At 61.6% G+C, this 24,108-nt stretch carries 20 protein-coding genes; 5 read left to right on the top strand and 15 right to left on the bottom strand.

The annotated features are described in order from the left end of the window. Window positions 1-135: 135 nt before the first annotated feature. Entirely contained in the window at window positions 136-2,811 is a 2,676-nt protein-coding gene (locus tag FFA61_RS04315; RefSeq protein ID WP_005963716.1) for a sialidase family protein, read from the bottom strand. A 449-nt stretch (window positions 2,812-3,260) separates the two neighbouring features. On the opposite strand from FFA61_RS04315, the gene FFA61_RS04320 reads away from it, so the two are divergent. Beyond that, on the top strand, window positions 3,261-4,433 hold the full coding sequence (locus tag FFA61_RS04320) for an aminotransferase class I/II-fold pyridoxal phosphate-dependent enzyme (protein ID WP_005963722.1): 1,173 nt from the start codon (window positions 3,261-3,263) through the stop codon (window positions 4,431-4,433). A gap of 162 nt (window positions 4,434-4,595) precedes the next feature. Here FFA61_RS04320 and cmk read toward each other — a convergent pair whose 3' ends face one another. Genes cmk through xerD form a run of 7 tightly spaced genes read right to left on the bottom strand, consistent with a single transcriptional unit; the run spans window position 4,596 to window position 10,520 of the window. Then, complete coding sequence (cmk, locus tag FFA61_RS04325) at window positions 4,596-5,327, bottom strand: (d)CMP kinase (protein WP_005963725.1); 732 nt, start codon at window positions 5,325-5,327, stop codon at window positions 4,596-4,598. Between the two features lie 45 nt (window positions 5,328-5,372). After that, window positions 5,373-6,512 carry a prephenate dehydrogenase gene (locus FFA61_RS04330; RefSeq protein ID WP_005963728.1) on the bottom strand — a complete coding sequence of 380 codons (1,140 nt, stop codon included), beginning with the start codon at window positions 6,510-6,512 and terminating at the stop codon, window positions 5,373-5,375. Window position 6,513: 1 nt separating this feature from the next. Continuing rightward, complete coding sequence (locus tag FFA61_RS04335; protein WP_005963731.1) at window positions 6,514-7,263, bottom strand: pseudouridine synthase; 750 nt, start codon at window positions 7,261-7,263, stop codon at window positions 6,514-6,516. Next, window positions 7,260-7,835 carry an SMC-Scp complex subunit ScpB gene (scpB, locus tag FFA61_RS04340; RefSeq protein WP_005963734.1) on the bottom strand — a complete coding sequence of 192 codons (576 nt, stop codon included), beginning with the start codon at window positions 7,833-7,835 and terminating at the stop codon, window positions 7,260-7,262. The genes FFA61_RS04335 and scpB overlap by 4 nt, the downstream gene beginning before the upstream one ends. Further along, window positions 7,825-8,664, bottom strand: coding sequence for a segregation and condensation protein A (locus FFA61_RS04345; RefSeq protein WP_005963737.1), 840 nt, complete (start codon window positions 8,662-8,664; stop codon window positions 7,825-7,827). The genes scpB and FFA61_RS04345 overlap by 11 nt, the downstream gene beginning before the upstream one ends. Then, window positions 8,648-9,511 carry a ParA family protein gene (locus tag FFA61_RS04350; RefSeq protein ID WP_005963739.1) on the bottom strand — a complete coding sequence of 288 codons (864 nt, stop codon included), beginning with the start codon at window positions 9,509-9,511 and terminating at the stop codon, window positions 8,648-8,650. The genes FFA61_RS04345 and FFA61_RS04350 overlap by 17 nt, the downstream gene beginning before the upstream one ends. Before the next feature lie 58 nt (window positions 9,512-9,569). Beyond that, entirely contained in the window at window positions 9,570-10,520 is a 951-nt protein-coding gene (gene xerD, locus FFA61_RS04355; RefSeq protein WP_005963742.1) for a site-specific tyrosine recombinase XerD, read from the bottom strand. Between the two features lie 135 nt (window positions 10,521-10,655). Between xerD and tkt the strand changes: the two genes are divergently transcribed. From tkt to pgl, 4 genes are all read left to right on the top strand, one after another. Continuing rightward, window positions 10,656-12,764 (top strand): transketolase, encoded by a 2,109-nt coding sequence (gene tkt, locus FFA61_RS04360; RefSeq protein WP_005963745.1) that lies wholly within the window; start codon window positions 10,656-10,658, stop codon window positions 12,762-12,764. 365 nt (window positions 12,765-13,129) lie between these two features. Continuing rightward, window positions 13,130-14,656: a glucose-6-phosphate dehydrogenase gene (gene zwf / locus FFA61_RS04365; protein WP_005963751.1), complete on the top strand. Its 1,527-nt coding sequence runs from the start codon at window positions 13,130-13,132 to the stop codon at window positions 14,654-14,656. Beyond that, complete coding sequence (locus FFA61_RS04370; protein ID WP_040314129.1) at window positions 14,653-15,600, top strand: glucose-6-phosphate dehydrogenase assembly protein OpcA; 948 nt, start codon at window positions 14,653-14,655, stop codon at window positions 15,598-15,600. The genes zwf and FFA61_RS04370 overlap by 4 nt, the downstream gene beginning before the upstream one ends. After that, a complete protein-coding gene (gene pgl / locus FFA61_RS04375) occupies window positions 15,597-16,745 on the top strand; it encodes a 6-phosphogluconolactonase (RefSeq protein ID WP_005963756.1) in 1,149 nt (382 codons plus the stop codon). Before FFA61_RS04370 ends, pgl begins: the two co-directional genes overlap by 4 nt. A gap of 656 nt (window positions 16,746-17,401) precedes the next feature. Here the strand turns inward: pgl and secG are convergent. The 7 genes from secG to rapZ form a co-directional block, all read right to left on the bottom strand. Continuing rightward, a complete protein-coding gene (secG, locus tag FFA61_RS04380; protein WP_005963759.1) occupies window positions 17,402-17,647 on the bottom strand; it encodes a preprotein translocase subunit SecG in 246 nt (81 codons plus the stop codon). A 166-nt stretch (window positions 17,648-17,813) separates the two neighbouring features. After that, entirely contained in the window at window positions 17,814-18,590 is a 777-nt protein-coding gene (gene tpiA / locus FFA61_RS04385) for a triose-phosphate isomerase (protein ID WP_005963762.1), read from the bottom strand. Window positions 18,591-18,593: 3 nt separating this feature from the next. Continuing rightward, window positions 18,594-19,784 (bottom strand): phosphoglycerate kinase, encoded by a 1,191-nt coding sequence (locus FFA61_RS04390; protein WP_005963763.1) that lies wholly within the window; start codon window positions 19,782-19,784, stop codon window positions 18,594-18,596. Window positions 19,785-19,901: 117 nt separating this feature from the next. Next, entirely contained in the window at window positions 19,902-20,909 is a 1,008-nt protein-coding gene (gene gap, locus FFA61_RS04395) for a type I glyceraldehyde-3-phosphate dehydrogenase (protein ID WP_040314130.1), read from the bottom strand. A 197-nt stretch (window positions 20,910-21,106) separates the two neighbouring features. Continuing rightward, complete coding sequence (gene whiA, locus FFA61_RS04400; RefSeq protein WP_005963765.1) at window positions 21,107-22,090, bottom strand: DNA-binding protein WhiA; 984 nt, start codon at window positions 22,088-22,090, stop codon at window positions 21,107-21,109. A 71-nt stretch (window positions 22,091-22,161) separates the two neighbouring features. Then, window positions 22,162-23,166, bottom strand: a complete 1,005-nt coding sequence (locus FFA61_RS04405) for a gluconeogenesis factor YvcK family protein (protein WP_040314131.1) — start codon at window positions 23,164-23,166, stop codon at window positions 22,162-22,164. Further along, entirely contained in the window at window positions 23,166-24,104 is a 939-nt protein-coding gene (gene rapZ, locus FFA61_RS04410) for an RNase adapter RapZ (RefSeq protein ID WP_242600900.1), read from the bottom strand. Before rapZ ends, FFA61_RS04405 begins: the two co-directional genes overlap by 1 nt. Window positions 24,105-24,108 lie beyond the last annotated feature (4 nt).

A 24,108-nucleotide genomic window follows, 5' to 3' on the forward strand; every position in this document is an offset into this window, starting at 1 on the left:
ATTCGTGTTGGGGATTTCGCTCCACCAGAGCCCGCAGGGAGTGTGCGGGCTCCGCATGGAGCGCGAGCTCGGGGGAATGCAAGCCCGAGGCTGCGGGGCCCGGCCCGGTGAAAAGTCGGGCCCCGCAGCCTAAGGTCACTGGGCTGCGACGAGGACGTCCCGGCCTTCGACCCGCTCAACCTTCAGAGGCCCCTTGGGCACGCTGATCTTTGTGGTCTTGGGCGAGGCCGCATTCACCTGCAGGTAAGCGGTCGTGCCTCGGACGAGGGCGAGGCTATCAGCCCCATCGCCGTCCCAATCGCCGACGTACACGGTGTCGGTGACGCGACCGAACTGCACGATCGACGTGGGCTTCGCATCGATCGCATTCGCATCGAAGGTCACGAAGCGAGAGAAGGAACGCACACCGAAGGTAGGGACTCCGTCGCCGTCCCAGTCGCCCCGCAGGATCTTCGTGTTCTTCTGCCCGATCGAACGCTGCACGTAATCAGGCTTGACCGGCCCGTTCAGCGTGAGTGTGACGGGAGTTGAGGCGAGGACCTTGTCATCGGCGCTGCGGAGTTCAGCGTTGAAGGTGTAGGTGTCGGCCTGGGCGTTCGCGGGAATGTTCAGGGTGAAGGTTCCCTCAGCGGGACCCGATGCAGTGTCAGCGACTTCAGCAGGTGTGGCGCTCCACCCTTCAGGCAGCTGCGTGGCGTTGAGCGTGCCGCCCTTGGCTCCGGGAGCGACATAGTTCGTCACGGAAACAGGGACCTCAAGGGTTGTCGTTCCGGCCTCGGCGCTCAGCGCCTGAGCGGACATGGTCTGGCATGCGCCCTCGACCCAGCCGATCGGGAAAGAACGGTAGTAGATGCCCTCGGAATTGTTGTTGTCTTCGCTGAGCAGGCCGATCCGCCCATCAGGCAGGACGGTGATCGTCGAGTAGGAGGTGTTCTCCTCGCGGAACACCTTCTTGAAAGGCCAGGTCTGCCCATCGTCACAGGACATCCAGATCGTGCCGTGAGTGCGGTCCCAGCGGTTGTAGTCCGAGCCTTGAGCGTTCGAGAAGAGAAGAACCTTCGCCCTCGGGTCATCGGCCGTGGCATTCGGGAAGGCGCGGATGATTTGTGCATTGTTCCGAGAGTCAATGAGGTTCGGGTCCATGTGCTCTTCAACCCAGGTTTCCCCGGCATCGTGGGACAGGGCGATGATGCGTTTTCCTGAGGAGCGGATGTCGCGCGAGTTCAACATGAGCGTCCCATCGGAAAGCTCGACGACCTTGTTCTCGTCCATATGTGAGCCGACAGGGGTTCCACGATGCCACGTGGCGCCGTGGTCATCGGAGTACACGGACACGGCCTGAGTGCCGCGCCAGTTCTTCACGGTGTACTGCTGGATGAGGCGTCCCGGGTGCGGGCCGGAGACCGTCTGAATGCCCTGGCCGGAAGCTGCGAAGTTCCACAGGTCCTCCGACTCCGGGTTCACGACCGGGGTGATGACCTTGTGCTCCCAGGTGTAGCCGTTGTCCTTGGAAATGGAGACCTCCGCCTGCATCACATCATGGTCATTGACGTCATTGCCGTACTTGCGGGCGTTGGGAAGGCCCACGCGGAAGCTCTTCACATGGAAGTTGAAGATCGTGCCCGTCTCATGATCGACGATGTAGGAAGGATCGGAGTAGCCTTCCTGTTCGTCGCAGTCCATGCTCGGGATGCCCTTGTGGATGTAAGTCTTCGGGCCCCAGGTCACTCCTCCGTCCGTGGAGCGCTGCTGGACAATGGAGTTCGGGTTCGGCGAGTCACCATTGGGGTTCCCCTGGCAGGTCGCAACGGTGGGGCGCTCATCATAGGAGGCGAGCAGGTCACCATTCGTTGCAACGGTGATCGCGGGGATGCGGTACCGGTTCGAGCCCGCCCTGTGGATGAGTTCGATCGGGTTCGTCATCTCCCCTTCGAGGGTGGCGTCAGCATCGTGGCGCGGCCCTCCCACGGCATCGGGATAGACGCCCTGGAGGGTGAGGGGCTCGCCACTCATCGACTGGGTGCGGACGACCTCGCCATTGGCTGAGGCGCTGATCTTCACGAAGGGCGTCCAGGACTGGGAGTTCGCTTCCTCGCTGGTGAAGACGTGGCTGAGCGGGCCGCACAGCTGCGTGTCCTCCGTCTCTCCTGGGTGGCACTCGAAGCTACCCTCTTCGAAGGTGGATTCGGTGACGGCGTAGCTTTGAGTGGCAGAGGTGTCGGCGAGTTTCACCGTATAGTTCACGCGGTCTCCGGCCTTGTAGACCTCCTGAGCCCCCTGCTCGTCAAGAGTGAGGGATTCGATCGTGAACAGGCCCGAGGGGATCTCAACGGGGTCGCCTTCGACGCGCAGGGCGTCGATGTAGACCTTGCTCGGGTTCCTCACTTCATTCGTGTGGACCTGAACCCAGGGGGTGAAGGAGCCTTGGGCGATGTCCTCGGCTGTGATGGTGTGGGTGATGAATCCCTTGGAAGAGCGGCAGTCGGAGCGAATAGAGTCCGCGCCGGTGGTGTTGCCGCCGATTCTCCACCACTTGCAGGGCGCGTACCTTTCGAGGTTTGAATCCGTGATGGAAACTGCGCGGTCTGCGCTCGCCGTGTTCGTGATGATGAGCTGGAACTGAAGAACATCGCCGACGCGGTAGGAGTCCTTGGGGCTCCACTCCGGTTCGGCCTGGATCTTCACGTCGATGGTTTCTTCCGCGTTGTCTTCGGCATACGCGGGTGCTGTACTCATCCCTGTGATCGCGAGTACGCCGATGGCCAGGATTGCTGGCAGACGGCGAACGCGAGAGGGCAACTTCGTCCTCATCGTGACTCCTGTGTCGGGGGCAGGACACGTCTTCATGTCCCAGACTTTGTTGTCTGACAAATAATATGAAGGAATGCGCGTGAATCAATACGCGACAAACCTGACCCTGTGTCATATCGTTCGAGAAGGTGAAGCTTCTTCCAGGTCATAGGGCATCTCAGTAACCCATCCAAGCGCCGATCCAACTTTCTGCACGTTTGTTCACCGCCTGTTTGGCTCACCCAACGACGAGCACTACTCAGCTTTGAACGCATGAGCTCCACGCTTTTCGAGCGAAAAGGAGTCGACATACGCCTGCCCCTCCCCCACCACGGCACGGCACATCTCTCTGCCTCGATTCTTCCCGTACTCCCGCACTCCTCCTCACGAAAATGCCACCCCACCTCGCCTTTGAGCGCGGAAGTGGAACGCGAAGACACGAATGACGAGGGCGTGGGCACAATAGCGGCATGACTCGACTGTCCCAGCGCGCCCGCGATTTCCAACCCTTCTACGCGATGAGCGTCGCCACCGAGGCCGGACGCCTCGCAGCAGAGGGCCACGATGTCATCAAACTCAGCCTCGGCGAACCTGATTCCGGTGCGCCGCCGCGCGTCCTCGCGGCACTTAAAGAACTTAGCGATGGGCGCCCACTGCCCTACACGGATGCCCTCGGCGCACCTGAACTGCGTCAAGCGATCGCCACACGCTACAAAGAGCTGCACGGCCTTAAGATCACGCCCGAACGGGTCTGCGTCACCTCAGGAGCATCCGCAGCCCTTCTCCTCGCCTCAGCCGCCCTCGTGAACCCGGGAGACGAGGTCCTCCTCGACGACCCCTCCTACCCGTGCAACCGGCAGATCCTCTCCACATTCGGCGCGAAAGTCCGACTCATTGACACGACTCCCGAATCGCGTTTCCAACTCGACTCTAAGCTCGTCGAAGCGAATTGGAATGAGAAAACATGCGGAGTCCTCATCGCCTCCCCCTCCAACCCGACGGGCACCAGCGCACCCCTGGAAGAACTGGAGAAAATCGGAAACTTCGTCCAATCCAAAGGCGGCTGGCGCGTCATTGATGAGATCTACCTCGACCTCGCCGATGAACTCCCCGATGGTTCACGGCCTCGAAGTGCGCTGAGTGTTGACCCGGATGCGATCATCATTTCGAGCTTCTCGAAGTACTTCGGCATGACCGGTTGGCGGCTGGGCTGGGCGATCATCCCCGAAGACATGATCGAACCCATGGAACGCCTCTCCCAAAACCTCTTCATCTGTGCGCCGACTCCCGCGCAGATCGCCGCACTTGAATGCTTCCACCCCGAGTCGATCGCCTGGTGCGAACAGCGGCGCGAACTCTTCCACGAGCGTCGCCAAGCAGCTATCGAGGGCTTGGCTGAACTTGGACTTCCAATCAGCGTCGAACCAGATGGCGCGTTCTACGTGTACTTCGACGTCTCACAAACCGGGATGAGCGCCGACGAATTCTGCGATCGAGCCCTGCACGAGCATTTCGTGGCGCTCACTCCGGGACGCGACTTCGGGCCGCTCACGGCCACGACCCACGTTCGTTTGTCCTGCGCGGCTTCCCTGGAAGCGATCCGCGAAGGGATCTCCCGGCTCGCTCCCCTGCTCAGACACTGAGAAGCATCCACAATGCCCACGAGTGGGTGAGCCGCCTGCCCTAGACATAGGAATGCCCAGGGCATCGGGGTATCCCGGGCAGTGAGGGGGGAAAGATCAGCACAGCAGTTGAGCCTTCCGCTCAAAGCCTGGTGCGAAAAGCCTCCTTCGAGGGCCCGAAGCTCAGATCACAGCACGCGACTGAAGATTGCGGTCCACAAGGGTAAGGATCTCCTCCGCGACGCCCTCAATTCCCAGACCAGAAGAATCGACGACCTCCACGCCCTCGGCGGGAGTCATGAACTCTGAGACCGTCGCATCTGCCGTGTCGCGCTTCGTGATCTGCTCGCGCACCGACTCCATGAGCTCCGGCGTCGCCTCCCCGTGCAACTCCAGAGTGCGACGCCTCAAACGCTCCTCCTCATCGGCGAGCAAAAGGACACGCACATCCGCGTCAGGGCACACCACCGTCGTGATATCGCGCCCCTCCGCAATCATCCCAGAGCCAGATTCACGGGCCTCCATCATCCTTCGGCGCTGCTCAAAGGCCATCCACTTGCGCACCAACAGGTTCGTCGACACCGCAGGAATCGCCAAAGCAATACGCGGCTCACGGATCGCCCGGGTGATCTCCACCCCGTCCACGAAGTACGAGGGCGACACCGGATCCGGGTTCATCACCAAAGGCATGCGATTCGCCGCTTCAACGACGGACTCGTGATCGTCAAGGTCCAAGCCCTGTTCGAGCGCATACCAGGTCAGGGAGCGGTACATTGCGCCCGTGTCCAAGTAGCCAATGCCGAGCCTCATGGCAAGAAGCTTCGAAATCGTCGACTTGCCCGAACCTGCGGGGCCGTCAATGGCGATGGTGATGCCGCTTCGGCGAATCGCTTCCCGGCGCTCTTCGTCATTCATCTTCCGATTGTCCTTTCCAGCCCGTACCCACTTAGCGGCCAGCGCTCACACAGCGTTCGTGATGAGCCGCCAGCCGCGGCGTTCCAATTCCTTCTCCGCCTCATTAAGGCGCCCCGGGTCCACCATGATTCTCGCCAAACCGACCGCCTGGCCCGCAGAATGCTCGAGAGACAGATCTTCAATGTTGATGCCGATCTCACCGAGTTCAGTGAAGAGCCTGCCCAGTTCGCCAGGCTTATCAGGGATGAGGACTTCGAGGAGCGCATAGCGCCTGGGCGCACCACCGTGCTTACCGGGCAGGCGAGATACTCCACGATTCCCGGCCTCCATCACCTTGTTCACCGCGCCCACGCTTCCACCCCTCAAAGGCCCACGCTGGGCAGCAGCCTTCAAATGAGCGAGCAGATCATCAAGATCGGCGCGCAAGGGCTCAAGAACCTCAACGACCGGGCCGGCATTGCCCGCGAGGATCGCCGTCCACAACCTCGGATCCGAAGCCGCGATCCGGGTCGTATCGCGCACTCCTTGACCCGCAAGGCCCAAAGACTCACTGCGAGCTTCAGCGAGCCTCGCCGCAAGTAAAGAGGACACAAGTTGGGGCACATGCGACACGAGGGCAACCGAATCATCATGGGTCCTCGCATCCATCTCCACAGGCACCGCACCCACGTCTCCGGCGAGCATGCGCACCGCGAGCACCGCCTGCGGGGCCGAATGCTCATGGGCGACCACCACCCACGGGCGACCGTAGAAAAGATCCGCGTCCGCTGCGCCAGCCCCCGAACTTTCACGCCCCGCCATCGGGTGACTGCCCACATAACGGGCGGCGAACCCCTCCTGCTGCGCTGTGGCAAGAGTAGTGAGAACCCCATCGACAACCGCTGACTTCACGGATGCAACATCGGTGACAATCGCTGAAGGGAAAGTGCGAAGTGCATCAAGGATGCACAGGTCAGCGACATCCGGGGGCGCTGCGACAACAACGAGACTCGGGGAAGGATCCGTGATATCCGACAGGGGCACTCCCGCGCCAATGTCTTGGGCGAGACGCAGAGCCGTCGGCGAAGTGTCATGCAAATACACGTCAACGCCCGCGCCCCTCAGGGCGAGCCCAAGGGAAGCGCCGAGGAGCCCCGAACCGACAATGAGGACGGGTCCACTGGTCGCGACGGGGCGGGAAGACATCTCAGAGCCCCACGCACGAGTAGAGGGCCTTAAGGGCATTGCCCTTCACACGACGCGAGTTGCCCGGCTGGAGGCGGTCCAAGTGGATCGGCCCGAAAGCGGTGCGCACGAGTTCACGTACCGGGTATCCGACCTGGTCCATCATGCGGCGCACCAGGCGATTACGTCCCTCGTGGACGACGATCTCGACGCTCGTAATATCCCCATAAGTGTCGATCACCCGGAAAGCATCAGCCTTGATGGGGCCATCTTCAAGCTCAATACCTTCCATGAGCTTGCGCTTGACATAAGGCTTGACCTCGCCGTGAACGCGCGCCACATAGGTCTTCGGGACCTCATAAGACGGGTGAGCGAGACGATTCGCGAGCTCACCATCATTCGTGAGCAAAAGCAGACCACTGGTGTTGATGTCGAGGCGGCCCACGTTGTAGAGCCGCTCAGGATAGTCGACGACGAGGTCCGCCAAAGTCGGACGCCCCTCCGGGTCGCTCATCGTTGACACCACGCCGACCGGCTTGTTGACGGCGATGACCACATGCTTCGCCTCGTCAAAGAAGACCCGCTCCCCGTCAACGTGGACGCTTTGCTTGTGGGGATCAATGCGGATCCCCTGGGAGCGGACGACCTGCCCATCGACCTGGACCCGTCCCTCGGCGATCAGTGTTTCAGCGGCACGACGCGAGGCAACTCCAGCCTGGGAGAGGGCCTTTTGCAGGCGGATTCCGCCTTCGACGTACACATCTTTCCTCATAGGAGTTCCTCCAATTCGTCCAGCTCCTCGCCGGTCGGTAGATAGGGTGCGAGAGGTGTCAGCTCATCAAGGGAAGCGAAACCCATTTTCTCAAGGAATTCGCGGGTCGTTCCATACAGCCTGGCACCGGAAACGGACTCTCCGACTTCTTCGATGAGTCCCCTCGCCACTAGCGTACGCACGACAGCGTCAACGTTCACGCCACGAATATGCGAGATGCGCGACCTCGACACGGGCTGACGGTACGCGACAACCGCAAGAGTTTCCAGGGCAGCTTGGGAAAGGCGTGAAGTCGCAGAACCCACAATGAAACGGCCCACGAGATCAGCCCAGGGGCGCGCCGAGTAGATCCTCCAGCCCCCTGCGCTCTGCCTGAGTTCAAAACCATGCTCCCGGCCCCCATCCTCACCCCGGTACGAGGCCGCAAGATCCTCCAAGGCTTCGAGGACAAAAACCTCTTCCGCGTTCACAGCCTCGGCGAGCTGGGCCGCTGGGATGGGTTCGGGGGCGACCATGAGCACCGCCTCAAGGGGCGCGAAAAGTTCACGAGTGCGTGGACACTCATTCGTCATCTGCTTCTCCTTCGATGAATCCAAGCCCGGAGTAGTCGGCCTCGTCAATATCGATCACCGTATCCTCATCTCCCGTCCACACGAGCTCAAGCTCGGCAAGAGGCTCATCTTGGTTCACGTCGAGGGCGTGGCGGCGGTAGAGCTCAAGGACTGCGAGGAAACGGGAAACGACGACGCGAGCGGATTCGGCGTCCGCAATGAGCTCATGGAAAGTCAAAGCCCCCACCGTTTTGAGCCTCTCGGCAACGAGGATCGCCTGTTCCCTGACGGGCACGAGCGGATCATGCAAGTGAGTGGTGACGACCTCGGGGTCTTTCGAGGACAGAGCATGGGCTGCGGCGATCGCGAGGTCTTCGGGGCTGAGCGTCCAGATGAGTTCAGGCAAAAGCGCCGCAAAGTGCTTCTCGAGAGGCGCTTGACGTGGGATATAGTCGGCGTTCACTTCCAGGGCTTCGTGGATCTTCTCAGAAGCGCCCTTGAAAGCCCGGTACTGCAAAAGCCTGGAGAAGAGAAGGTCTCGCGCCTCCAGGTCCTCTCTTGAAATGTCCGAGTCGACCTCGGTCCTGGGCAGCAAACTCACCGACTTCATATGAAGCAAGGTCGCGGCAACGACGAGGAACTCGCTGGTGCGCGACAAGTCGGGAAAAACCTTCATATGGGCGAGGAACTCGTCCGTCACCTCGGAAAGGGCGACCTCGGTGATGTCGAGGCGTTTGCGTGCGATGAGTTGGAGGAGCAGATCGAAAGGCCCCTCGAAAACATCGAGGACGACCGTGAAGTCATCAATGACTCCCTGGCTGCCAGAATCGGAATCAGGCTGCGTCGCCACGGGCGATGAGTTCACGTGCCAGGCGCCGGTAGGCCTGGGCTCCTGGATGGGTCGGCGCGTAGGTCGTGATCGGCTCGGTCGCAACCGAAGCGTCCGGGAACTTCACGGTGCGCGCAATCCTCGTCGTGAAGACTAGGTCACCGAAAGCTTCATCCAAACGTTCAAGGACCTCACGTGAATGGAGGGTCCGCGAATCGACCATCGTCGGGACGATGCCGTCGATCTTGAGTCGCGGGTTAATCCGGTCGCGCACCGTCTCGATCGTCTCCACGAGGAGCGCTACGCCGCGCAGCGCGAAGAACTCCGTTTCAACGGGGACGATCACACCATGAGCTGCGGTCAGGGCATTGATCGCGAGTAGGCCGAGAGAGGGTTGGCAGTCGATGAGGATGATGTCGTAGTCGTCCTCGACGTGGCGCAGAACACGGGCGAGGGCGGATTCGCGTGCGACCTCGGTGACGAGCTGGACTTCCGCAGCGGAAAGGTCAATATTCGCCGGAATGATGTCGAGGCCTTCAACGCAGGTGGGACAGATCGAAGACTCGACCTGAGCTTTCGGGTTCATGAGGAGGGTGTAGATCGTTTGATCCATGTCGAGGGTGTTGATGCCCAATCCGACAGAAGCCGCGCCCTGAGGGTCGAGGTCGACAATCAGAACCCTGCGACCGTATTCGGCGAGAGCAGCCCCCAAATTGATGGTGGTCGTCGTCTTGCCGACACCGCCCTTTTGGTTGCACATGGCGATGACGCGCGCCGGGCCGTGTCCGCTCAGGGGCACAGGAATCGGGAAATCATTGGGGTCAGGGCCAATGTCACCGGGCAAAGTGGGCTGCACGTCTTTCGTCACACGACGATTCTAAGTCATGAGGCCTCTTCAGGCGCCCTAGCGAAGCTCTTCAGGCGCCCTAGCGAGCCTCCTCAGGGGCCTTCGCGAGGGCACGCGGGTGGCTCGAACGATAAACCTCCAGCAGGGTCGTCGGCGTCACTTTCGTGTAGATCTGCGTCGTCTGCACGGAGGCGTGTCCGAGGAGCTCTTGCACATCACGGATCGAAGCCCCGCCCTCGAGCAAATGGGTCGCAAAAGAATGACGCAGAGTGTGCGGGGAAACATGTCCTTCAAGGCCCGCGCGTTTCGCTGCGCGCTGGATGATCTCCCAGGTGCTTTGACGTGAAAGCGGGGCGCCGCGCGTGTTGAGGAAAAGAGCTGCATTCCCCTTGCCCTTGTGTGCGAGCCCCGGGCGGCTCCTCACAAGATATGCCCCTAGCGCGTCTTTCGCGAAAGAGCCAAGAGGGACGATGCGTTCCTTGCGGCCTTTACCGTAGAGGCGCACGACCGGCAGGGCCTCGTCAAGATCGAGGTCATAAACACTTAGGCCCACGGCCTCCGACACTCTCGCGCCCGTCGCATAGAGGAGTTCGAGCAGCGCAGAGTCGCGCAATGCGAGCACGTCTCCTCCTGTTTTCGCGGCCTCGAGAAGTGCTGTGACCTCGTCGATGGGCAGAGCTTTGGGCAGGCGCGTCCCCAGCTTCGGGGAAGTGATCTTCGCGGAAGGATCCTTCGAGCTCAGGCCCTCGGCGAGGAGGAAACGGTGGAATGAGCGGATGGATGCGCTCGCTCGTGCGATAGAGGATGCGGCGGCCGGTTTTCCGGTGACTTCGCCGCCAGACAAGGCAGCCAGGTGCTGTTCAATATGAGAAGCGCTCACCTCCTCAGTCCGGGTGATGCCCTGGGCGCAAAGGGCGTCGAGGTAGCGGTCAACATCGCGCCGGTAGTTGGAGACGGTGTGTGCAGAGGCTCCGCGTTCAATCCTCAAATGCGCGAGCCAGTCCTCTTCCGAATCCTTCAAGGAGTGCATGTGCTCGAGCCTAATCTGTCTCGCGTGTCCTCATGGTTTTCCAACTGTGGGAGATAAACCTACTTCGTGTAATTCCTGTGCTTTCCACCTCGTATTTCTTCGCTACACTTTTCAGCGCATAGGAAATGCCCGAAGATGGGCTTTAACGGCATGGAGGCCGAAGTGACACTCAAGTGGAACGAACTTGACGACCGTGCGGTAAAAACCGCGAAGATCCTTTCAGCTGACGCAGTGGAGAATGTGGGCTCTGGCCATCCCGGCACCGCGATCTCCCTCGCCCCCGCCGCCTACCTGCTGTTCCAACGCCACTTGCGTTTCGACCCCAAGGATCCGCATTGGCTGGGCCGTGACCGTTTCATCCTCTCTGCCGGCCACTCCTCGCTGACCCAGTACTGCCAGATGTACCTCGCCGGTCAGACCCTTGAGCTTGAGGACATTAAGGCCCTGCGCTCTCAGGGGTCCCTCACCCCGGCGCACCCCGAGTACGGCCACACCGAGGGCGTTGAGATCACGACCGGCCCGCTGGGTACCGGCATCGCTTCCGCCGTCGGATTCGCGATGGCCGCGCGTCGCGCGCACGGCGTTTTCGACCCTGAAACCCCGATGGGCGAATCCGTTTTCGACCACAATGTTTTCGTCGTCTCCGGTGACGGCTGCCTCCAAGAGGGCGTCTCCGCTGAGGCCTGCTCCCTTGCCGGCACGCAGAAGCTCGGCAACCTCATCCTCCTGTGGGACGACAACCACATCTCCATCGAAGACGACACCGACATCGCTTTCACCGAGGACGTGCTCGCCCGCTACGAGGCCTACGGCTGGCATGTTCAGCGCGTGGATTGGCTTTCCGAGGACGGCTCCTACAGTGAGGATGTCGTGGCCCTTGACGCGGCCATCGAAGAGGCGAAGGCCGTCACGGACAAGCCCTCGATCATCGCTCTGCGCACGATCATCGGCTGGCCGACCCCCGGCAAGCAGAACACGGGTGGCATTCACGGCTCCAAGCTCGGCACCCAGGCACTGCGCGGCCTGAAGGAAGCTCTCGGCACCAACCCCGACGCTATGTTCGACGCTGATCTTGAGGCCGTCGAGTACGCCCGCCAGAACGCGGCCGCGAGGGCCGCTGCGGCGAAGGCCGAATGGGAGCCCCGCTTCGACGCGTGGAAGGCCGCGAACCCGGAGAAGGCCGAACTCCTCGAACGCATCCAGACCGGCGCTCTCCCTGAAGGCTGGGAGGAGGCTCTGCCGAGCTTCGAAGACGGCAAGGCCGTCGCGACGCGCGCCGCATCCGGCAAGGTCATCGCCGCCCTCGCTGATGTTCTGCCTGAACTCTGGGGCGGTTCGGCCGACCTCGCGGGTTCGAACAACACTCTCATGCCCGGCCAGCCCTCCTTCATCCCGGAAGAACGCAACACCAAGGCCTTCCAGGGCAACCCCTTCGGACGCAACCTGCACTTCGGTGTGCGCGAATTCGCGATGGGCACGATCATGAACGGCATCGCCGCCGATGGCCTGGCCCGCCCCTACGGTGGCACCTTCTTCGTCTTCTCCGACTTCATGCGCGGCGCGGTACGCCTGGCCGCCCTCATGGACCTGCCCGTCACCTACGTGTGGACCCACGACTCCATCGGGGTCGGCGAGGACGGTCCGACCCACCAGCCGATCGAGCATCTCGCCTCTTATCGTGCGATCCCGAACCTCGCTGTGGTTCGCCCCTCCGATGCGAATGAGACTGTGGCCGCGTGGAAGGCGGTCCTTGAGCAGCGTCACCCTGCGGCCCTCGTCCTGTCGCGTCAGAACCTGCCGAACCCGGCTCGTGGCGGCGAAAGCGGCCTGGCCGGTGTTGAAGGTGTCGTGAAGGGCGCGTATGTGCTCGCCGACGTTGAAGGAACCCCGGACGTGATCCTCATGGCCTCCGGTTCCGAGGTCCAGTACGCGCTCGAGGCCCGTGAGCTTCTTAGCGCTGAGGGCGTCAAGGCGCGCGTCGTGTCCGTTCCCTGTATGGAGTGGTTCGAGGCTCAGCCTGAGGAGTACAAAGAATCGGTTCTCCCGGCCGGGGTTCGTGCCCGAGTGTCCGTCGAAGCAGGAATTGCCCTGTCGTGGCGCGGCCTCGTCGGCGATGCGGGCCGTTGCGTCTCCCTGGAGCACTTCGGTGAGTCGGCTTCGGGCGATAAGCTCTTCGCCGACTACGGTTTCGACGCCGCTCATGTCGTTGCCGCCGCGAAGGAGTCCATCGCCGCAGCCAAGTGACGATTCTTCCCTCTTTTCGGCCCCGTCCTCGTTCTGTACGAGGGCGGGGCCGACCCGTATTCGAATGGAATTGCTCGGGGCCCTCCCGTATTGAGGAGCCGTGTCTGCACCTGTTCTCAGCAAAGGGGCTACCCGCATTGCTCTGAGCACAAAGCGCCACAGCAGCGGGCACCCGTCTTCACCCCTTGTCTCAAACCCTCGACCCACAGCATGCTTACACGGAGGCGATCTGCGAATCCTCCTCGCAGGCCACGAATCGTGAATCGCCCTTGGGCCACGTCAGGCACGAAAACGCCACGGCGAATACCATCGAGGAATCGGAGGAGGCTAGGAGGTCTCTTTCCCAGTGACCTGAAAGGAAACCCGTGCCCACACCCACGGTTAATCTGCGAGATCCACAGGACCGGCGCCTGCCGAGAATCTCCCCACCCTGCGGGCTCGTCATCTTCGGGATCACCGGCGATCTCGCCCGCAAGAAACTCCTCCCAGCGGTCTACGACCTCGCGAACCGGGGACTGCTCAACCCCGCCTTCGCACTCACCGGCTTCGCCCGGCGCGATTGGAGTCCCGCAGACTTCGAAAACTACGTGCGAGAAGCCATCGAGAAAGGGACACGCACAGGCTTCGACGAGCGCACCTGGAACCAACTCCGCTCAGGCCTTCGTTTCGTCTCAGGCACCTTCAACGACCCAGAGGCCTACCGCAGACTCGCCGACACCGTCGCCGAACTCGATGACACACGCGGCACCGGCGGAAACCACGCCTTCTACCTGTCAATCCCGCCCTCCTCGTTCCCCCTCGTTTCCCAACGGCTTGCCGAAACCGGCCTCAACCAGCGCAAAGGCAAAGAGTTTCGCCGAGTCATCATTGAAAAGCCCTTCGGACACGATCTCGCCTCCGCACGCCTCCTCTCCGATGTGGTCTCACAGGTCTTCGACGAGAAAGACGTCTTCCGCATCGACCACTACCTCGGTAAAGAGACTGTTCAAAACATCCTCGCAATCCGTTTCGCGAACACAATGTTCGAACCCCTGTGGAATGCGAACTACGTCGACCACGTGCAGATCACGATGGCGGAAGATATCGGAATCGGCACCCGCGCCGGCTACTACGACGGGATCGGTGCCGCACGGGATGTCATCCAAAACCACCTCCTGCAACTCCTCGCCCTGACCGCGATGGAAGAGCCCGTGCGTTTCACCCAGGAAGCGCTGCGAGTCGAGAAAGAGAAGATCCTTTCTGCTGTGCGCCTTCCCGAGGATCTCGATGCTTCAAGCGCTAGAGGCCAATACGCGGCTGGATGGCAAGGCGGCACACAGGTTGCCGCCTTCCTCGAAGAGGAGGGGATTCCAGCTGACTCGACGACGGAGACCTTCGCCGCCGTCAAACTCTTCATCGACTCGAGGCGTTGGGCCCACGTGCCCTTTTACCTGCGTGCAGGCAAACGCCTGGGTAAACGCGTCACCGAAATTGCCGTCGTCTTCAAAAGAGCCGCTCACGTGCCTTTTGAAAACTCCGAACTCACCGAGTCCGGACAAAATGTTCTCGTCATCCGAGTCCAACCCGATGAAGGCATGACTTTGAAGTTCGGTGCGAAAGTCCCCGGCACTGAAATGCAGGTCCGTGATGTGACTATGGACTTCGGCTACGGCCATGCCTTCACAGAGGACTCACCGGAAGCCTATGAAAGGCTCATCCTTGACGCTCTCGTCGGATCGGCGCCACTGTTCCCCCACCAGAGGGAAGTGGAACTGTCCTGGCAGATCCTCGACCCGATCCTCGCCCATTGGGAGAGGACAGGCGCTCTCGAACAATATCCGCCCGGCTCTTGGGGTCCTGCTTCGGCGCACGACATGATGGCCCGCGACGGGCGAGCTTGGAGGCTCCCGTGATCATCACCCTCAAGGACACCACCAGCCACGAGATCGCCTCCCGGATCGTGAGCCTTCGCGAGGATCGCGGTGCGACAACTCTTGGGCGCGTCCTTACGCTCATCATTGTCGTACCCGACCTTATTGACGTTGATCGTGCCATCGAGATCTCGGACGCCGCTTCGCGTGAACACCCCTGCCGGGTCATTGTGGTTGTTGATTCGCCAGATACTGAAGGGGCGGCTCGACTCAACGCGCAGATCCGCGTAGGAGACGCGGCAGGTCCCTCTGATGTGATTGTTCTTGAGCCGAAGGGCCAGGCTGCCTCCGCCCTCGACACCCTCGTCATGCCGCTCCTCTTGTCGGATACCCCGGTCGTCACCTACTGGCCCGTCGCCGCCCCGCACAACCCCGGTGAGCATCCGCTCGGCCGGATCGCGATTCGCCGGATCACGGACTCGAGGGGTAGTGAATGCCCTTTGAAGACCCTCCTTGGGCTTTCGCAGCATTACACGCCTGGAGATACGGACTTGGGATGGGCGGGAGTGACTTTGTGGCGTGCGCTTCTCGCGACGATTGCCGCCGAGTTCGACCAGATGCCCGTTTCCGTGCTGGTGAGAGGACACGAAACTCATCCTTCCTCCTACCTCGTTGCTGCCTGGATTCACCGGATGCTCGGTGTTCCCGTAACGCGCCAAACGGATCCGCATGCCTCAACCATCACAGGGGTGCACTTTTATTTCGCTCATGGTTCGCAAGTGTCCTTGCAGCGTCGGGCGAGCTCGAATGTTGCGCATCTGCATCGCAGCGGCCTGGCAACAGCGGATGTGAATCTTCCGAAGAGGAGTGTGCAGGATTGCCTGATGGAGGAGTTGCGCCGACTTGATCCGGATGTGCTTTACGGGGAGTTGCTCACGAGGGACCTGTATCTGCTTCCCGAGGCTGCAGAGCGGATCGCGCAATGAGTGAGCTGCGTGAATCTTGTTCCCCTGAGCTCCGCGTCTTCGATTCTCCCGATCTCCTCGTCGAAGCTGCGGCTCGCACGATCTGCGCCGAGCTTGCGGCGCTGAGCACCGGAGCCGAGGCTCTTGAGAAGAGCGCCGGTCCTGTGGCGCTGAGAAGCAGGGACGTAGCTGACCAGACAAGTGCCGGTCCTGCGGAGCTGAATACCAGGGCCGTGCTTCATGAGCAGAGTGCCGGGCCTGCAGAGCTGCGTACCGGGGTCAAGGTTCATGAGCAGAGCGCCGGGCATACAGAGCTGCGTACCGGGGTCAAGGTTCATGAACAGAGCGCCAGGCATGCAGAGCTACGTACCGGGCTACGTACCGGGGACAACGTTCATGAGCAGAGCACCGGGCCTGTGGCGCTACGTACCGGACCTGAGGTTCATGAGAAGAGTCCTGAGCCTGCGGAGCTGAAGACCGGGGCTGAGATTCATGAGAAAAGCGCCTGGCCTGCAAAGCTAAGCGTTGAGCATGAGCGTGTGTCGATAGCGATTGCGGGAGGCTTCGTCTCCCACAAGCTCCTCCCCTGCTTTCGAGAATTCGCCGATCGGATCGATTGGAACAGAATCGACGTGTTCTGGGTGGATGAACGCTTCGTTGCCGCCGAAGACCCGGATCGTAATGACGCCGAGGCAATGCGGGCTCTTTTCAACGAGTGCGAAGGCGTGCGCCTTCACCCGATGCCAAGCGATCAAGGCCAGTCCCTGGACGAAGCGGTCGCTCGTGCCACGTCCCAGTGGAGAGACATCACTGGTGGTGCAGCCTTTGACTTGGTGATCCTCGGGATGGGGCACGATGGGCATATTGCGAGCCTCTTCCCCGGGCGTCCTCTCCATGAGGATTGTCCGCTCTACGCGCTTGACGACTCCCCTAAGCCTCCAGCTCGTAGGATCACGTTCTCGCTTCCCGTGCTTCGTGCGTCGAAGCGGATTCATCTCATTGCGGCGGGAGTTGCGAAAGCGGAGGCGCTTGCCCGGGTCCTCGCTGAGAACGAAGAGCTCGAGCACAACCAGAGCACGTCAGCGGATTCCCTCCTGCCTGCTGCGCGAGTACTTTCCGATTCTTCGCTCGTCTGGGCGGACTCGGAGGCTGCGGCGCTCATCTGAGCTCAGTCGTACAGAATGGGGGTGTCGGCCTGAACACCTGGTGTGGCAGGTGCGCTCGGCCTCGATACCACGGGCTGCAGGGGCTTTCGTTCTTACGCTCGTGCGGATTCCAGGATTCCCCGTCCTATTCCTGCCCTATGACGCTCATTTCTGCCGGGAAAGCTAGAATAGGCGAGGTCGTCCGTCGGGAAACCTGGAATAGGCGAGGTCGCCCGCCCGGAAACCTGGAATAGGCGAGGCCGTCCGTCGGGAAACCTGGAATAGGCGAGGCCGCCCGCCCGGAAACCTGGAATAGGCGATGGTAGTCGGCATGGTTTCGTCGTATCCCAATGAGCCCGTCCTGTCTGGGCTGCCGTGCTCCACAAAGGTAGACGATAAACGAAAGTGGGGCCTAAATCCCCGGTACATGTTGTGAGGGGCGTGCCCCTGACTACTCCTCTTGAGGGACGCACTTCTGACAGCATCTCTTGAGGGACATGCCGCTGATCTTGTTGAATCCCGGTCCTGTCAACGACTAAATGCGACTACAGGCAAGCAATTCTTGCAAACAGAACAACCCCACTCGCAGGTCTCTCACGGAAAGAAAAGCCTTCAAACGAAGGAAGGGCTAAGCCGACTCAAAGCCCTGCAAAACCCGAAAGCTTCCACAAAGAGTCTTAGAAGACCCACTTCTGCATGAGGCCGTAGCCGACAATGACGACGACCCACACGATGAGCACACCCAGGGTGATCCTATTGAGGTTGCGCTCTGCGACACCGGAAGAGCCTGCGCTCGAAGAAATGCCTCCGCCGAACATGTCAGAGACACCACCGCCCTTGCCCTTATGCATGAGCACAGTGAGGGCGAGCAGGATGCTCGTCAGGACGATGAGCACGAGGAAGGTGATCTTCAGAGCGGCCACAGTGTTCCCGATTCTTCAGTGGAGAGCCTCGGCGTGAAGCTCAATCGATAGTCAACCTGTTCGAGTTTAACGGAGCAGCATGAAGGGGGCCAAGCGGCATGCCGCTTGGCCCCCACTCAGCCTCATTCAGGCTCAGGCGTAGAAACACGCCTCACCCTGAACAGACTCAGGCGTAGAAGCGCGCCATCTCGGCGAAGGACTCAGCCTTCAGCGAGGCACCTCCGATGAGGGCACCATCGATGTCGGGCTGAGCCATGAGCTCCTTGATGTTGCCCGGCTTCGCGGAGCCGCCGTAAAGGACACGAGTGGCCTCAGCGGTTTCAGTTCCGAAGTCCTCTGCGAGGGCCTTGCGGATCGCACCGCACACTTCCTGCGCATCCTCGGAGGTCGCGGTCTCACCCGTGCCGATCGCCCAGATCGGCTCGTAGGCGATGACGATCTTCGCGACATCCTCAGCGGACCAGCCAGCGAGAGCCGCGCGGATCTGGCCGAGCACGAACTCGACGTGAGTACCGGCCTTGCGGACCTCAAGGGCCTCGCCGCAGCACAGGATCGGGGTCATGCCCGCATCCAGGACCTTGCGAGCCTTCTGGCCGACAAGCTCATCGGACTCGTTGTGGTATTCGCGGCGCTCCGAGTGGCCCATCACGACGTAGGTGCAGCCAAGCTTATCGAGCATCGCGGTCGAAATCTCGCCCGTGTAGGCGCCATTGTCGTGGATGGAGACGTCCTGGGCACCGTACTTGATGCCGAGTTCGTCGGCGTCAACGATCGTCTGGACAGTGCGGATATCGGTGAACGGGGGGATCACGAGGACCTCGCACTGGGCGTAGTCGTGGTTGTGATCCTTGAGTTCCATGGCGAGGCCCTGGACGAGGTGGTTCGCCTCGAGGTGATCGAGGTTCATCTTCCAGTTGCCGGCCATCAGCGGGGTGCGTGCCATGTTTCAGTCCTCCAGAACTGCGATACCAGGCAGGACCTTACCCTCGAGGAGTTCGAGGGAGGCGCCGCCACCAGTGGAGATATGGGAGAAGGTGGACTCGTCGAAGCCGAGGAGTCGAACGGCGGCAGCGGAATCTCCGCCACCAATGACCGAGAACATATCGCCCTCGGACAGGGCCTTGGCAACAGCCTTCGTGCCCTCAGCGAAAGCCGGGAACTCGAAGACGCCCATCGGGCCGTTCCACGCGACGGTCTTCGCCGAGGAGATCTTCTCAGCGAAGAGCTTGCGGGACTCGGGACCAATATCGAGGCCCATCTGGTCTGCGGGGATCTGGTCGACGGTGACGACGCTCGCAGGCGCGTCCGCTGCGAACTCGGGGGCGACGACAACATCGATGGGCAGGATCAGCTCGACACCACGCTCGGCGGCCTCGGCGATGTAGCCCTTCACGGTGTCGATCTGTTCCTCTTCGAGCAAGGACTTGCCGACCGAGTGGCCCTGGGCTGCGAGGAAGGTGAAGGCCATGCCACCACCGATGAAGAGGCGATCAGCCTTCTTCAGGAGGTTTGCGATAACGCCGAGCTTGTCGGAGACCTTCGAACCACCAAGCACCACGCCGTAGGGGCGCTCCGGATTGTCAGTCGCCTTGCGCAGGGACTCGATCTCCTTGAGGACGAGGAGACCCGAAGCGGAAGGCAGGAGCTTCGCGATGTCGTAGACGGAAGCCTGCTTGCGGTGCACGACACCGAAACCGTCGGAAACGAAAGCGTCGCCGAGCTCGGCGTAGGCAGCAGCGAGTTCGCCGCGCTCCTCATCAACCTTGGAGGTTTCGCGCGCGTCATAGCGCACGTTCTCGAGGAGGGCGATCTCGCCGTCCTTCAAAGCCTCAACGGTGGCCTTCGCGGATTCGCCAACAACATCCTTCGCAAGGGTGACGGGCGCGTCGATGAGTTCGCCGAGACGTTTGGCGACCGGGGCGAGGGAGAACGCGGGGTCGACCTTGCCCTTCGGGCGGCCGAGGTGCGCCATGACAACGACCTTCGCGCCGGCCTCGACGAGGCGGGTGAGAGTCGGCAAAGCCGCGCGGATTCGGCCGTCATCGGTGATCTTGCCGTCCTTAAGCGGAACGTTGAAGTCGGAGCGGACGAGGACGCGCTTGGAGCGCAGATCCCCGAGGGTCTCAATGGTCCTCATGGGAACCAGCCTTTCTCTTCGGGCTTCGAGCCCGTGGATGGGGGTAAACACGGGCGCCCGCGCACCGCAAGAGGTGCGCGGGCGCCGTATCAGCCGATCACTGCGTAGCTGGAAGGCTCAGGCGAGCTTCGAGCCGACGAGGACAGCGAGCTGGACGAGACGGTTGGAGTAGCCCCACTCGTTGTCGTACCAGGAGAGGACCTTCACGAGGTCGCCGATGACCTTGGTCTCACCGGCGTCGAAGATCGAGGAGTGCGGATCGCCGACGATGTCGGTGGAGACGATCGGGTCCTCCGTGTACTCGAGGATGCCCTTGAGTTCACCCTCGGCGGCAGCCTTGACGGCAGCGTTGACGGCCTCAACGCTGACCTCCTTCTCAGCCTGGAAGGTGAGGTCGGTGAGGGAGCCGGTCGGGGTGGGGACGCGGACGGCGAGGCCGTCGAACTTGCCCTTGAGCTCGGGAAGGACGAGGGCGACAGCCTGGGCGGCGCCGGTCTTCGTCGGGATCATGTTGAGGGCGGCGGCGCGGGCGCGACGCAGATCCGAGTGGGGGGCGTCGAGGACACGCTGGTCGCCGGTGTAGGAGTGGATCGTCGTCATGATGCCGCGGACGATGCCGAAGTTCGCGTGGAGAACCTTGGCCAGGGGCGCGAGGCAGTTGGTGGTGCACGAGGCGTTCGAGACGATGTTCATGGTCTCACCGTCGTAGTCGCCCTCGTTCACGCCCATGACGAAGGTGCCGTCGACGTTCTTCGCGGGAGCGGAGATGACGACCTTCTTGGCGCCGGCCTCAAGGTGGGCCTTGGCCTTCTCACCATCGGTGAAGAAGCCGGTGGACTCGACGACGACATCGACGCCGAGCTCGCCCCAGGGGAGGTCAGCAGGATTGCGCTGCGCGAGAACCTTGACGGCCTTGCCGTTGACGACGATCGAGGACTCGTCGTAGGAGACCTCGCCGCCGAAGCGACCGAGGATCGAGTCGTACTTGAAAAGGTGAGCGAGGGTCTTGGTGTCGGTGAGGTCGTTAACGGCGACGATCTCAATGTCCGCGCCCTGCTCAAGGGCGGCGCGGAAGAAGTTGCGGCCGATGCGGCCGAAGCCGTTAATACCAACGCGGGTGGTCACTGTTGTCCTCCTGCTCATGCCCTTTGCGGGCACGTTCTTTCGGTGCAACCGGGGTCTCACGGATTGCGAGCCCGGCCCGCAGATCACTGCGGTTCAAGCACCTCTAATTTACACCCGAGACCGGTTGAGGACACCTGTAGTTTCGGATTGACACTGTGACGCAGATAACGAATATGGAGTATCCCGGACCTTAGTCCTCAGTCTTCTTCGAGCATCTCCAGTGTGAGCGCGGCCTCCGTATCGGGGATGCCCCGCTCATGCGCCGCCTTATCCGCCATGGCAAGAAGACGACGGATCCGACCCGCGACCGCATCCTTCGTCAAAGGCGGATCCGTGTGCTTACCGAGCTCTTCAAGGGAGGCCTGTTTGTACTGCAAACGTAGCTTTCCCGCCTCCAGAAGATGAGCGGGAACCTCATTTCCGAGGATCTCAAAAGCTCTCTCAACCCTCGCTCCGGCGGCGACCGCTGCCCTTGCTGAGCGGCGAAGATTCGCGTCATCAAAGTTCGCCAGACGATTCGCACTCCCCCGTGCCTCGCGACGCTCCCGGCGGTCCTGCCAGGTCTTGAAGGTTTCCTTAGCACCCATCGCTTCGATCAGCTGTCCGATTGCCTCGGAATCACGAACAGAGACCCGGTCAGTTCCCCGCACCTCCTTCGAACGTGCAGCAGCGCCGAGTCTTCTCGCACATCCGACCATTGCGAGGGCGACCTCGGGCCCTGGACAGGTCACCTCAAGGGAAGTAGAGCGCCCCGGCTCCATGAGCGAACCCCGCGCAAGGAAAGCTCCGCGCCAAATCGCCGCAGAATCCTCATGTCCAGAGGCAACAAGGCTCGCAGGCAACCCACGAACCGGACGACGTAAAGAATCAACAAGTCCAGTCATCCGGGCAAGTTCATCGGCCTTGTGCACGACACGCACAACATAACGCTTGCCTCGTTTGAGAGACCCTCCCGATACGACGACCACCGTTGACTCCGCGTTGTAGAGCAGCTGAAGGAATGCCCGAAGCCGACGAGCCGCGACCGGGGAATCGAGTTCCGCCTCAATGAGGATCCGACCCGAGACGAGGTGGAGTCCGCCAGCGAAACGCAGGATCGTCGCGACCTCTGCGGCCATCGCCTGCTGAGTCACCGGTTGGATCCTCGCGAGCTCGTCCTTCAGATCAGTCGTCAGAGACATCGTCCTCTTCCTTCAGGCTCAGGCGAGCCAGTTCTTCTTCAGGCTCAGGCGAGCCTGGTTCTCCTCAAGGCTCAGGGGAGCCAGTTCTCCGGGCGACCCACTTCCCCGAGGAAACCATCGAAGGCGTCCCGAAGGGCAGCGGCTAGGCGCAGCGGATCATGATGCGAACGCCCATCGCCGGTACGGACCTGACGTAAAAGCACGCGCGCCCCCAGTTCCTCAGCCGCGACGATCAACTCGTCAATGTCATCAGTGGCAGTCGGATCGGCGATGACGACATCAAGTTTGAAATCGGGAGCGTACTTGCGAATGACCCGCACATGGTCTGCGGTCGTCATCGTGTCAGTCTCGCCCCTTTGACGAGAAAGATTCAAGATGAGCGCCCGATGCGCGTTCGTCGTGACGAGCGCACGGTGAAGATCAGGGACGAGAAGATGCGGGATGACAGAGGTGTACCAGGAGCCCGGTCCGAGGACGACCCACTCGGCCTCGGAAATCGCACGAATGACCTCTGAAGGGACTTTCGGCTCCTCAGGATGAATACGGATGTCCTCAACAGTTCCGGGGGCGACCGCAACCTTCGACTGGCCCGACACCGTGTACTTGCGTCCGTCGTCGTCCATATCCGCTTCAATGTCGATCGGGTCGATCGCCATCGGCAGGACCCGGCCCGTCGCACCGAGGAGGCGGGCCACCCAGTCCAAGCCCTCAACCGGGTCGTCGAGGAGTTGCCACAGGCCCGAAATCAACAGGTTGCCGAGCGCATGGCCATTGAGGGGCCCCGTCGTTTCCAAACGAGTCTGCAAAACATCACGCCAGGTCAATCCCCATTCGGATTCTTCACACAGGGAAGCGAGAGCCATCCGCAAATCACCCGGCGGAAGGATCTCCATCTCCTGGCGCATCCGCCCCGATGAACCCCCATCGTCGGCGACGGTCACGACCGCCGTCAAAGAGCGCGTGATATGGCGCAGTGCGCGAAGCGTCGCTGAAAGGCCGTGCCCACCGCCCAGAGCGACAACGGAATCACCGGTCTCTCCTCGCTGGGTCCAACCGGCTGCATCGAGGTAGGTCATCATTCCCTCCCGAGATCACGGTGATGGACTCGGACAGAATAGCCGTAATCGCGTAGCGTCGCCGCGATCAGCTCGGCGCACGCGACCGAACGGTGTTTGCCGCCCGTGCAGCCCACCGCGATCGTTGTGAATGGTTTGAGTTCTTGCAAATACCCCTGAAGCATCGGGGCGAGAAGTTGCGCGTAGGATTCGACGAACTCGCGGACACCGGGCTGGGCGAGCACATACTCTGCGACGGCGTGATCACGCCCCGTTAAATGACGCAGCTCGTCAACCCAGTACGGGTTCTTCAAGAAACGCACGTCGAGGACGTGGTCGGCGTCAATCGGAATGCCCCTTTTGAAACCGAACGACTCAACGGTGACGCGCAGAGCCCGGGTCCCCTCCCCCGCGACGACATCGCGGATGTGGCGCGTCAAGTCGTGAACGTTCATCCTCGAGGTGTCGATGATCTCGTCGGCAATGCGTCTCACTGGCGCGAGCAGGCTCTTCTCCGCGGCGATGCCATCGAGCAGAGTGCCTCCGGCCTGCATGGGGTGGGGACGCCGATTGTTCTCGTAGCGCTTCACTAAAGCCTCTGCGCTCGCCTCAAGGAAAATCACCCGGTAGAGGGCGCCCGTGTCCTTGAGTTGCTCGAGGGTTTTCGTCAGGTCCGAGAAATAGCTTCGTGATCGCGCGTCAACGACGACCGCGAGACGGTGAACACCCGCACCATCGGGGCTCATCATTCCCACGAGGGCGGGGATCATCGCCGGAGGCAGATTATCGACGACATACCAATCGAGATCTTCGAGCGCACGAGCAGCTCCCGTGCGTCCCGCTCCGGACATGCCGGTGATGATGAAGACCTCATTGACGGGAGCTGTGGGGTCTTCCGTCGCCTGATCGTCGAGCAGGGGAATGCCCGAGGGGACGGTCGTAGGTTCTTCCTGATTCATCTGA

Source organism: Schaalia cardiffensis F0333 (assembly GCF_005886435.1).
Classification (GTDB): domain Bacteria; phylum Actinomycetota; class Actinomycetes; order Actinomycetales; family Actinomycetaceae; genus Pauljensenia; species Pauljensenia cardiffensis.

Excerpts from the sequence above, each read along its gene's own strand:
- FFA61_RS04315 (WP_005963716.1), bottom strand. The coding sequence starts at position 2,811 with ATGAGGACGAAGTTGCCCTCTCGCGTTCGCCGTCTGCCAGCAATCCTG.
- FFA61_RS04320 (WP_005963722.1), top strand. The coding sequence starts at position 3,261 with ATGACTCGACTGTCCCAGCGCGCCCGCGATTTCCAACCCTTCTACGCG.
- cmk (WP_005963725.1), bottom strand. The coding sequence starts at position 5,327 with ATGAATGACGAAGAGCGCCGGGAAGCGATTCGCCGAAGCGGCATCACC.
- FFA61_RS04330 (WP_005963728.1), bottom strand. The coding sequence starts at position 6,512 with ATGTCTTCCCGCCCCGTCGCGACCAGTGGACCCGTCCTCATTGTCGGT.
- FFA61_RS04335 (WP_005963731.1), bottom strand. The coding sequence starts at position 7,263 with ATGAGGAAAGATGTGTACGTCGAAGGCGGAATCCGCCTGCAAAAGGCC.
- scpB (WP_005963734.1), bottom strand. The coding sequence starts at position 7,835 with ATGACGAATGAGTGTCCACGCACTCGTGAACTTTTCGCGCCCCTTGAG.
- xerD (WP_005963742.1), bottom strand. The coding sequence starts at position 10,520 with ATGCACTCCTTGAAGGATTCGGAAGAGGACTGGCTCGCGCATTTGAGG.
- tkt (WP_005963745.1), top strand. The coding sequence starts at position 10,656 with ATGGGCTTTAACGGCATGGAGGCCGAAGTGACACTCAAGTGGAACGAA.
- pgl (WP_005963756.1), top strand. The coding sequence starts at position 15,597 with ATGAGTGAGCTGCGTGAATCTTGTTCCCCTGAGCTCCGCGTCTTCGAT.
- tpiA (WP_005963762.1), bottom strand. The coding sequence starts at position 18,590 with ATGGCACGCACCCCGCTGATGGCCGGCAACTGGAAGATGAACCTCGAT.
- FFA61_RS04390 (WP_005963763.1), bottom strand. The coding sequence starts at position 19,784 with ATGAGGACCATTGAGACCCTCGGGGATCTGCGCTCCAAGCGCGTCCTC.
- whiA (WP_005963765.1), bottom strand. The coding sequence starts at position 22,090 with ATGTCTCTGACGACTGATCTGAAGGACGAGCTCGCGAGGATCCAACCG.
- FFA61_RS04405 (WP_040314131.1), bottom strand. The coding sequence starts at position 23,166 with ATGACCTACCTCGATGCAGCCGGTTGGACCCAGCGAGGAGAGACCGGT.
- rapZ (WP_242600900.1), bottom strand. The coding sequence starts at position 24,104 with ATGAATCAGGAAGAACCTACGACCGTCCCCTCGGGCATTCCCCTGCTC.